The 9181-nt window shown below is 62.1% G+C and carries 13 protein-coding genes; 1 reads left to right on the forward strand and 12 read right to left on the reverse strand.

All coding sequences use genetic code 11. From position 1 onward, the window contains the following. Positions 1 to 89: 89 nt before the first annotated feature. The 12 genes from J1777_RS13795 to J1777_RS13850 form a co-directional block, all read right to left on the reverse strand. The gene (locus J1777_RS13795; protein ID WP_207576248.1) at positions 90 to 314 is read right to left on the reverse strand and encodes a hypothetical protein; all 225 of its coding nucleotides are present in this window, start codon (positions 312 to 314) and stop codon (positions 90 to 92) included. 17 nt (positions 315 to 331) lie between these two features. Then, the gene (locus J1777_RS13800; RefSeq protein WP_207576249.1) at positions 332 to 679 is read right to left on the reverse strand and encodes a phosphoribosyl-ATP diphosphatase; all 348 of its coding nucleotides are present in this window, start codon (positions 677 to 679) and stop codon (positions 332 to 334) included. Between the two features lie 5 nt (positions 680 to 684). Continuing rightward, positions 685 to 1074 (reverse strand): phosphoribosyl-AMP cyclohydrolase, encoded by a 390-nt coding sequence (gene hisI / locus J1777_RS13805; RefSeq protein WP_207576250.1) that lies wholly within the window; start codon positions 1072 to 1074, stop codon positions 685 to 687. 108 nt (positions 1075 to 1182) lie between these two features. Further along, positions 1183 to 1983, reverse strand: coding sequence for an imidazole glycerol phosphate synthase subunit HisF (gene hisF, locus J1777_RS13810; protein WP_207576251.1), 801 nt, complete (start codon positions 1981 to 1983; stop codon positions 1183 to 1185). Positions 1984 to 2151: 168 nt separating this feature from the next. Next, the gene (gene hisA, locus J1777_RS13815; protein WP_207576252.1) at positions 2152 to 2889 is read right to left on the reverse strand and encodes a 1-(5-phosphoribosyl)-5-[(5-phosphoribosylamino)methylideneamino]imidazole-4-carboxamide isomerase; all 738 of its coding nucleotides are present in this window, start codon (positions 2887 to 2889) and stop codon (positions 2152 to 2154) included. A 65-nt stretch (positions 2890 to 2954) separates the two neighbouring features. Then, entirely contained in the window at positions 2955 to 3623 is a 669-nt protein-coding gene (hisH, locus tag J1777_RS13820; RefSeq protein ID WP_207576253.1) for an imidazole glycerol phosphate synthase subunit HisH, read from the reverse strand. Positions 3624 to 3712: 89 nt separating this feature from the next. Then, the gene (hisB, locus tag J1777_RS13825) at positions 3713 to 4339 is read right to left on the reverse strand and encodes an imidazoleglycerol-phosphate dehydratase HisB (protein ID WP_207576254.1); all 627 of its coding nucleotides are present in this window, start codon (positions 4337 to 4339) and stop codon (positions 3713 to 3715) included. Beyond that, a complete protein-coding gene (hisC, locus tag J1777_RS13830) occupies positions 4336 to 5451 on the reverse strand; it encodes a histidinol-phosphate transaminase (protein ID WP_207576255.1) in 1116 nt (371 codons plus the stop codon). The genes hisB and hisC overlap by 4 nt, the downstream gene beginning before the upstream one ends. Next, positions 5448 to 5894 (reverse strand): PIN domain-containing protein, encoded by a 447-nt coding sequence (locus J1777_RS13835; RefSeq protein ID WP_207576256.1) that lies wholly within the window; start codon positions 5892 to 5894, stop codon positions 5448 to 5450. Before J1777_RS13835 ends, hisC begins: the two co-directional genes overlap by 4 nt. Further along, on the reverse strand, positions 5891 to 6166 hold the full coding sequence (locus tag J1777_RS13840; protein WP_207576257.1) for a hypothetical protein: 276 nt from the start codon (positions 6164 to 6166) through the stop codon (positions 5891 to 5893). Before J1777_RS13840 ends, J1777_RS13835 begins: the two co-directional genes overlap by 4 nt. 47 nt (positions 6167 to 6213) lie before the next feature. Continuing rightward, entirely contained in the window at positions 6214 to 6915 is a 702-nt protein-coding gene (locus J1777_RS13845) for a riboflavin synthase subunit alpha (protein WP_207576258.1), read from the reverse strand. A gap of 110 nt (positions 6916 to 7025) precedes the next feature. Beyond that, positions 7026 to 8960: an FTR1 family protein gene (locus J1777_RS13850; protein ID WP_207576259.1), complete on the reverse strand. Its 1935-nt coding sequence runs from the start codon at positions 8958 to 8960 to the stop codon at positions 7026 to 7028. 20 nt (positions 8961 to 8980) lie between these two features. Between J1777_RS13850 and J1777_RS13855 the strand changes: the two genes are divergently transcribed. Further along, on the forward strand, positions 8981 to 9181 hold a 201-nt coding region (locus J1777_RS13855; protein WP_207576260.1), incomplete at its 3' end, for a hypothetical protein.

Genomic DNA, 9181 nt, shown 5'->3' on the forward strand with positions numbered 1-9181 from the left:
CAGTGGATATGGCGGTATAACCATGAACGCCCAAATATGGCATTGGGCGGCATCACCCCCAGACAGCGGCTGGCCATGGCCGCATAGCTCTACTTCTCAGAGTGATGGTTTATGGGGGGATTACCGGTGCCCGCCGCATCTTCGCGCTTGATGTAGTTGATGACGATGGCCACGATGGCCGGCAGCCCACCCAAAATCCAGCACGAGGCGTAGAGGATGTACAAAATCAGCGTCAGCTGGCGCAGATTGGCGATTTGCTGTTCGGTCTTGTCGCTGCCGCCCACGCGCATCCAGATGTCTTGGTCTTGGTTCATCCTCGCTCCTTTGCTGTTCAGGAATCGCTGCGCTGGGCTTTTTCGACCAGCCCGCTCAGGCCCTCGCGCCGTGCCAGTTCGCGCAGCACATCTTGGGCCGATAGGCCGTAGTGCGCCAGCATGACCATGCTGTGAAACCACAGGTCGGCCACTTCGTACACCAGCTTGTCTTTGTCCGCGCCGTAGTCCACATCTTTGGCCGCCATGACCACTTCGGTGGCTTCTTCGCCGATTTTTTTCAAAAAGCTGTCCGAGCCCTTGGCCAACAGGCGGGCTACGTAGCTGGTTTCGGGGTTGCCGCCATTGGTGGGTTTGCGGCTTTCAATGACTGCGGCCAAAGCGGCCAGGGTGTTTTCTTGGGTCATGGGCTTTATTTATAGATGCTGGCCGGGTCTTTCAAGACCGGATCGATCGCTTGCCACTGGCCATCGCGCAGCAGGCTAAAAAAGCAGGAATGGCGGCCCGTGTGGCAGGCAATGCCGGGTTGGTGCCCGGTTTGGGTGATTTTCAGCAGCACCACATCCTGGTCGCAATCCACGCGAATTTCGTGCACCGTTTGCACGTGGCCCGATTCTTCGCCCTTGAACCACAGCTTGCCGCGCGAGCGGCTGAAGTACACGGCGCGGCCCAGCTCGGCCGTTTTTTGCAGCGCTTCGCGGTTCATCCAGGCGAACATGAGCACATCGCCCGTGTCTTTTTCCTGCGCGATCACGGGGATCAAACCCTTCTCATCCCAACGCAATTGTTCCAGCCAATCCATAACAACTCTTTATTTAAATAGCTTGCTGCGCTGGTATTGATTGAATTTCATGGCCTAAAGCATCAAAAACTCAATATATATCAGCGTAAACAGCTCTTGTTTTAACGATTACAAGCGCACCGCAATGCCGCGCTCGCGCATGAATTCTTTGGCCTGGCGCACGGTAAATTCGCCATAGTGAAAGATGCTGGCGGCCAGCACGGCATCGGCCCCGCCCTGGGTCACACCATCGGCCAAGTGCTGCAAATTACCCACGCCGCCCGAGGCAATCACCGGCACGCCCACGGCATCGCTGACCGCGCGGGTCAGGGCCAGATCAAAACCGCTTTTCGTGCCATCGCGGTCCATGCTGGTCAGCAAAATTTCGCCCGCGCCGCGCTCGGCCATCTCCACCGCCCAGCGCACGGCATCCAGCCCCGTGTTTTTGCGCCCGCCATGGCTGAACACATCCCAGCCATCGCCCACGGGCTGGCCATTGGGGCCGATGCGCTGGGCATCCTCCGGCGTGCGGCGCTTGGCATCAATGGCCACCACAATGCACTGGCTGCCGTATTTGTCGCTGGCGGCGTTGATCACTTCGGGCGTGCTGATGGCCGCCGAGTTAAAACTGGTTTTATCGGCCCCGGCGTTAAGCAAGCGGCGCACATCGTCCACCGTGCGCACCCCACCGCCCACGGTGAGCGGAATGAAGACCTGGCTGGCCACGGCTTCAATGATGGGCAGGATCAGATCGCGCCCGTCGCTGGTGGCGGTGATGTCCAGAAAGGTCAGCTCATCGGCCCCCTGCTCGTTGTAACGGGCGGCAATTTCCACCGGGTCGCCGGCATCGCGCAGTTCAACGAAATTGACCCCTTTGACCACGCGACCACCGGTCACGTCCAGGCAGGGAATGATGCGTTTGGCAAGCATGGGCTATCACTTTAAAAAAATAAAACAAAGAAACCTTGCGGGGCAAGATACCACGCAAGCCGGTGCCTGGATGCCGCAGCGCGACAGATCGTGGCCTATCTTTTTTTCATTGCGCAAAGCACAGCGGCCAGGCATGGCTGGCCGCTGTGGCGCAGAGGGTTCTTCGGCTTATTCGGTCAGCGCATCGGCGCGCTCTTGCGCGGCGGCAAAGTCCAGGTCGCCGCTGTAGATGGCGCGGCCGCAGATCACGCCTTCGATGCCCTCGTCCTGCACGGCGCACAGGGCCTCGATGTCGGCCATGCCGGCCAGGCCGCCCGAGGCGATGATGGGAATGCGCACCGCCTGCGAGAGTTTGACGGTGGCCTCGATGTTGATGCCGCTGAGCATGCCGTCGCGGCCAATGTCGGTGTAGATGATGGATTCCACGCCCCAATCCTCAAAGCGCTTGGCGGTGGGGATGACATCTTGGCCGGTGAGCTTGCTCCAGCCGTCGATGGCCACTTTGCCATCCTTGGCATCCAGGCCAACGATGATGTGGCCGCCAAAGGCGCTGCAGGCATCTTGCAAAAAACCGGGGTTTTTCACAGCGGCGGTGCCGATGATGATGTAGTCCATGCCCAGATCGACGTAGCGCTCAATCGTGTCCAGATCGCGAATGCCGCCGCCCAGTTGCACCGGAATTTCGCCATCCACCTCTTTCAAGATGGCCTTGATGGCCGCCAAATTCTTGGGCTGGCCGGCAAAGGCACCATTCAAATCGACCAAATGCAAGCGCCGTGCCCCGGCATCGAGCCAGCGGCGGGCCATTTCGGCCGGGTCACCAAAAATGGTGGATTGGTCCATATCGCCTTGTTTCAGGCGTACACATTGGCCGTCTTTCAGGTCGATGGCAGGAATGAGCAACATGGGTGTTTAAAGTGCAAAAAGTGGCGAAAAAGTGCCAGGTTGAGAAAGGGAATGAGAGCGTGCGCTTAAGGCTGCCAGTGCAGAAAGTTGCGGTACAGCTGCAGGCCCTGGGCCGCGCTTTTTTCCGGGTGAAATTGCGTGGCAAAGATGTTAGCGCGGGCCACGGCGCTGGTAAACGTTAAGCCATACTCTGTTGTTGCCGCGCCATCCTCGGCCCGCGTGGGCTGGGCGTAGTAGCTGTGTACAAAGTAGAAAAAACTGCCGTCGGCCACGCCCGCCCACAGGGGATGGTGTTGGCCGTCATGCCGGGTTTGCCACACCTGGTTCCAGCCCATTTGCGGCACTTTGAAGCGGCTGCCGTCGGCCTGGCGCTGGCCGGCCAGATCAAAGCGGCGCACCTGGCCAGGGATCAGCCCCAGCGCGGGGGTGTCGCCCTCTTCGCTGTGCTCTAGCAGCATTTGCATGCCTACGCACACGCCAAACAGCGGTTTGCTGGCCGCGGCCTGGCGCACGGCTTCTTCCAGGCCGCTGTGGCGCAGGGCGGCCATGCAGTCGCGCATGGCCCCTTGACCGGGCAGCACCACGCGGCTGGCCGCATGCACCACGGCCGGGTCGTGCGTGACCTGTACCTGCACGCTGCTGTCGGCCGCGGCCGCCTGCACGGCTTGCCAGACGGAGCGCAGATTGCCCATGCCGTAATCGACAATGGCGACGGTGTTTTTCATGGTTTGCATAGCTGGTTGCGCTTATAAATCAATGGTTTTGAGTTGCTTTGTCGCCAAATGAGTTGATTTATCAGCGCTAACAGCTCTTTATTTAAGAATTACAAAGCGCCTTTGGTCGAGGGGATGACCCCGGCCATGCGCTCATCGTGCTCTAGCGCAAAGCGCACGGCACGGGCAAAGGCTTTGAAAATCGTCTCGCACTGGTGGTGGGCGTTTTTGCCTTTGAGGTTGTCAATGTGCAGCGTCACGCCCGCGTGATTGACAAAGCCCTGGAAAAATTCGTACACCAGCTGGGTGTCGAGCTGGCCAATGCTGCCGGCGGTAAATTGCACGTCCATCTCCAGCCCCGGGCGGCCGGAAAAATCAATCACCACGCGGCTCAAGGCTTCGTCCAGCGGCACGTAGGCGTGGCCGTAGCGGCGGATGCCTTTTTTGTCGCCAATGGCCTGGGCAAAGGCTTGGCCCAGGGTGATGCCGATGTCTTCGACGGTGTGGTGGCCGTCAATGTGCAGGTCGCCGGCGCATTCCACATCCAAATCAATCAGGCCGTGGCGGGCGATCTGGTCAAGCATGTGATCCAAAAAGCCAATGCCCGAGTTCAGCCGTGCCTGGCCGGTGCCGTCCAGATTTACGCGCACGTGTACGCGGGTTTCGGCGGTGTTGCGCTGCACTTCGGCGGTGCGGGCGGTGATGGGCTGGGTGGTGACTAAGGCATTGCTGGTCATAAGGACTCCTGTAAAACGGCCAACATCTGGGTATTTTCTTCGGCGCTGCCCACAGTCAGGCGCAGGCAGTTGGCCAAGAGCGGGTGCAGGGCGCTGACGTTTTTCACCAGCACGCCCCGCGCCTTCATCGCCGCCTGGGTGCGGGCGGCATCGGGCACGCGCAGCAGCACCATATTCGCTTCAGAGGGCCAGACTTTTTCCACCTGCTCCATGGCCTGCAAGGCGGCAACCAGGGCGGTGCGCTGGGCACACAGCTCCTGCGCCTGGGCGGCAAACACATCGGCATGCTCCAGCGCGAACAGGGCTGCTTCGCTGTTCAACACGCTCACGTTGTAGGGCGGGCGCACTTTGTCAATCTCGGCCACCAGCGCCTGCGGCCCCAGCAGGTAGCCCAGGCGCACACCGGCCAGGCCGAATTTGCTCAAGGTGCGCATCAGCAACACATGGCTGTTGCGCTGCGGCTGGGCGCGAATCGCATCCAGCCAGGTGCGGCTGGCAAAGGGCTGGTAGGCCTCATCGACCACCACGATGCCGCCGACCTGGGCTGCTGCGTCGATCACGGCCTGCATATCGGCCTGCGGCCACAGCGTGGCCGTGGGGTTGTTCGGGTAGGCCAGGTAGGTGATGGCGGGGCGGTGCTGGGCAATCGCGGCGCACATGGCGGGCACATCCAGGGCGAAATCGGCCGTCAAATCCACGCCAATAAATTCCAAGCCCTGCAGCTGCGCACTCATGGCGTACATGACAAAGCCCGGCAGCGGTGCCAGCACCTTGGCCCCCGGTTGGGCGCAGGCCAGGCTGACCAGGCTGATCAGCTCGTCAGAACCATTGCCCAGCATCAGCTGGCACCCGGCGGGCAAATCCACATACTGCGCCAGCGCCTGCTGCAGCAGCCCAATGCGCTCGCCGGGGTAGCGGTTGATCTCCAAGGCCCCCAGCCGCTGGCCCAGCGCCGCTTGCAACGCTGGCGGCAGGGGAAAGGGGTTTTCCATGGCATCCATCTTGAGCAGCCCGGCGGCAGGCTGCACGTGGTAGGCCGCCATGGCCCGCACATCGGGGCGGATGCGCTGCAAAGCGGTAACAGGGGCGGCGGCGGTGGTGGCGGTGGTCATAGGCTTCCTTCTGCAAATTCTTGGGGCGTGCAGCGCAAGGGGTGCAGCACCTGCACCCCACCGTACACCGCACCATGGGGCAGGTCCACACTCAGCATGGCCGGGCAGCCGCTGTGCTGGGCGCAGGCCAGGGCCAGGCAGTCGCCAAAGGGCAGTGCGTGCCGCGCCTCGATGGCCCAGGCCGTTTCCAGCGTGGCGGCATCGGTTTTCCAGGGGGCCCAGGTTTGGTAGCGGCGCATGGCGGCGCGGGCATCGCCGCGCGGCATGGGCTGGGGGGCGGCCACGACCTGGTCATAGAACTCGACCAGCGCCTGGTTGCCGGTGCGCCCGCTGCGGTGCTGCCACAGGGCATCCAGCCAGGCCAGGCAGGCGGCGTACAAGGCCTGTGCCCCAGTGTCTTCGGCCGCGATCAGCACCGAGGTATCGACAAATACCGGGGTCATGCCGCCCCTCCGGATTTGGGGGTATTTAAGGCGTTTTCACGCACTGGGCTTACGCTACGCGCTACCAATTGTGCAGCTTGCGGGGGAGCGCCGCGCCAGGTGCGCTCATCGGTGCGCCAGGCCAGGTAAGCGCGTTCATAGGCATCTTCGCGCTGCTGCATCTCGGCCATAAAGTCGCCCACCATGCGCGAGACGCTGGTGCCCCGGCGGGCCGCCTCAATGCGGGCCCAGTCCAGCACGCTGTCTTCCACGGTAATGGTGAGGTTTTTCATGCGGCGCAGTTTACACGAATTTCGTGTTGCACGAAATTCGTGTTTGGCTACGGTACCCGTGGAGCATCCATGAAATCATCCAGCTTCAGCCCTTTTTCAGCCAGCAGCGCTTCCAGCACGGGGCGCAGCCGCCCCAGGCTGGCGGCCACGGTTTCGCGCACGGCATCGACCATGACCTGGGTGCTGCGCTCGATTTCGATGTTCACGGCATCGCCCACGCGCTTGTCCTCAAACACGGTGGCGCGGCGGGTTTCGGGGATGAGCCAGACGTCAAACCAGCCGGCCTGGCGGTCGGCCTCGGCCACGGTGAGGCTGGCACCGTTGATGGCGATATAGCCTTTGGCAAACACATACGGGGCCAACGCGGGGGGCAGGGAAAAACGAATTTTGTAGTTGGTTTCGGTCGGCGCAATGTCCAGCAGCTGCGCCGTGCCATCCACGTGGCCGGACAGGATGTGCCCGCCCACCTCCGCCCCTTCTTTGGCCGCGCGTTCCACGTTCACCCGCTGGCCAACGGCGTAGCCGCCCAGGGTGGTAATCGCCAGGCTGTGCTGCATCACATCAAAACGCGCCTGGGTGGGGGAGAGGATGTCGGTCACCGTCAGGCACACGCCATCGGTGGCCACGCTGGCACCAATGGCCAGGTCTTGGCAAAACCCTTCGGGAAAGGCCAGGGTGAAGGTGCGCAGGCCGGGGCGCTCTTGGATGGCCGCAATGGTGGCAACCGCCTGAACAATGCCGGTAAACATGCTGGAACAATCTCTTTCTTTAATAGTGTGTTGCGCTGACAAAGAAAGGGTTTCAGGCAGTTTTATACCTGAAACCCTTTTCTATTCAGCGGTAAGCGCTAGATAAAAATTTACGCCTTGGCAGGAGTGGGGCGACGGGCGCTGAGCATGTTAAAGCCAAACCCGGCCACCACGATGACCAGCATCACCACCTGGGCAGCCAAGGTTTCGGCCGTCGGGTAGGTGCCCAGCCACTCCAGGCGCGGGCCAGCGACCGGCGTGGCCGTGAGCCAACCGGCCTCTTGCAAGGCCGCTGCGCCTTTGCCGATCAGTACCACGGCCAGCGCCCCCACCAAAATGGACGTAGCACTAAAGAATTTGCCAATCGGCATCCGGGCGCTGGTTTTCAGCAGCACCCAGGCCAGCACGACCAGCACCACAGCAGCGGCCAAGCCGCCCCCGGCCAAGGCGTTGTAATGCCCGTCGGCGGCCAGCGCGGTATAGAACAGCACGGTTTCAAACACCTCGCGGTACACGGCCACAAACGACAGGGCAAACAAGCCCCACAGCGAACCCTTGCCCAGCGCGTGTTGGAGTTTGCTGTCCAGATACTCCTGCCAGCGCCCGGCGCTGCTCTTGCTGTGCATCCACAAGCCGACACTGAGCAAAATCACCGCCGCAAAAATCGAGCCCAGGCCTTCGGTCAATTCACGGCTGGCACCGCTGACCTCGACCATATACGTGGCCACCACCCAGGTCAGCCCCCCGGCCACCAAGGCGCTGATCCAGCCCGCATGCACATACCCCAGGGCATCGCGGCGGTTGGCGCGGCGCAGCAGGGCCACCGTGCCAATCACGATCAGCAGGGCTTCCAGGCCTTCGCGCAGCAAGATGGTGAACGCCCCCAGGAACGTGGCCTTGGTGTCATTGGCACCGTCTTGCAGCAGGGCATCGACCTGTTGCAAAGCCGCTTCCAGCTGCTGGGCGGCGGCCTGCGCCCCGGCCACATCCTGGCGGCTGATGGCTGCGCGGTACTGCAGCATGGCCGCCTCCACCGCCAGCATCAGCGATTTGTCACGGGCCGCGACGGCAGGCTCCAGCGGCTCAAACCCATCGAGGTAGGCCGACAAACCCAGGCGCATAGCCGCCGCTGTGTCCCCACTGTGCAAAGCGGCCAAGCTCTCTTGCAACCGCAGGCGCGACAAGGCCGTGCCGGTGGGCTTGCCCGCGTTGATCACCTCGGGGTGCGCCCGCAAATAGGCCAGCGCCGCGCGGCCATCGGCCTGGGGCAGGGCTTTTTCGATACTGGCAGGCGTGGCGGTGGTCAGCGCCCCCATCTCATTGAAGTGGTTGCGCAAAGCGGCATCGGCCTGCCACTGCTGCTGGCCTTGCTGTTTTAACGCCGCGTCATACGACATGGTGCTGATAAAAAAGGCCAGCGCCCAGCGGTCTTCTTCCGGCAGGCTGCTGTAGTCGGTCATGGAGGTGCCCTCCACCCCTTGCGCAATCACTTGGTACAACGCTGCCAAGCTGCGGGCATCGGCCCGTTCGCTATCGGTAAAGGCAATGGGCGGTGGCTCCAGCCCCGCTGCCGCTGGGCCATTGCCATCGCCGTTGGCCCCGTGGCAGCTGGCGCACTGCTGGGCGTACAGCTGGCCGCCTTGGGCCACATTGGGCACAAAGGCGGGCGCCATCGGGAAGGGGTAGGCCTGCACCAAGCTGGCCGCCGCCCCATGGGCCAACTCGGCCACCTGGTCGGCAGCGGCTTTGTCATGCACCGCTTGCTGCAATTGGGCAATCTGCTGGGCCAGGGCCGCGCGCTGCGGATGCTCGGGCAGCGCCGCAATCTGCTTTTGGGCGGTGGCGGTGAAATCCACCATCTCGGCGTATTCGCCTTCGCTGGCAATCACGCCGTTTTCCACGGCACCACCGTAATCCACGGCCACGTACTCCAGCAATTGCCACAGCTGGCGCGATTGCCCCGACACCTCTTGCGCTTGGGCGGAAGCAACACCGGCCACAGCACACCAAAGACACGCGAAAAGCCACCAAAGTTTGCGATGCATAAACCTCAACCAATATACAAATGAGAATCGTTCTTGCATTCTACGCGATCTACCGCATTTTTTTCATCGTGCGGCAGCGTCTTTGGCGGTCATTGGATGGCGCGGCGCAACCTTTGGCGCTAATCGGCGCGGTCTTTGGCGCTTTTTGGCATTCCCTTTGGCACTATCTTTTAATGAAACAGGCCGCCCAAGGACGGCTTGTTCGTTTCTGGCAAGTCAGC

Source organism: Comamonas denitrificans (genome assembly GCF_017368815.1).
In the GTDB taxonomy this organism is placed as follows: Bacteria; Pseudomonadota; Gammaproteobacteria; order Burkholderiales; family Burkholderiaceae_C; genus Comamonas; species Comamonas denitrificans.

Coding starts and splice junctions, on each gene's coding strand:
- J1777_RS13795 (WP_207576248.1), bottom strand. CDS start 314: ATGAACCAAGACCAAGACATCTGGATGCGCGTGGGCGGCAGCGACAAG.
- J1777_RS13800 (WP_207576249.1), bottom strand. CDS start 679: ATGACCCAAGAAAACACCCTGGCCGCTTTGGCCGCAGTCATTGAAAGC.
- hisI (WP_207576250.1), bottom strand. CDS start 1,074: ATGGATTGGCTGGAACAATTGCGTTGGGATGAGAAGGGTTTGATCCCC.
- hisF (WP_207576251.1), bottom strand. CDS start 1,983: ATGCTTGCCAAACGCATCATTCCCTGCCTGGACGTGACCGGTGGTCGC.
- hisA (WP_207576252.1), bottom strand. CDS start 2,889: ATGTTGCTCATTCCTGCCATCGACCTGAAAGACGGCCAATGTGTACGC.
- hisH (WP_207576253.1), bottom strand. CDS start 3,623: ATGCAAACCATGAAAAACACCGTCGCCATTGTCGATTACGGCATGGGC.
- hisB (WP_207576254.1), bottom strand. CDS start 4,339: ATGACCAGCAATGCCTTAGTCACCACCCAGCCCATCACCGCCCGCACC.
- hisC (WP_207576255.1), bottom strand. CDS start 5,451: ATGACCACCGCCACCACCGCCGCCGCCCCTGTTACCGCTTTGCAGCGC.
- J1777_RS13835 (WP_207576256.1), bottom strand. CDS start 5,894: ATGACCCCGGTATTTGTCGATACCTCGGTGCTGATCGCGGCCGAAGAC.
- J1777_RS13840 (WP_207576257.1), bottom strand. CDS start 6,166: ATGAAAAACCTCACCATTACCGTGGAAGACAGCGTGCTGGACTGGGCC.
- J1777_RS13845 (WP_207576258.1), bottom strand. CDS start 6,915: ATGTTTACCGGCATTGTTCAGGCGGTTGCCACCATTGCGGCCATCCAA.
- J1777_RS13850 (WP_207576259.1), bottom strand. CDS start 8,960: ATGCATCGCAAACTTTGGTGGCTTTTCGCGTGTCTTTGGTGTGCTGTG.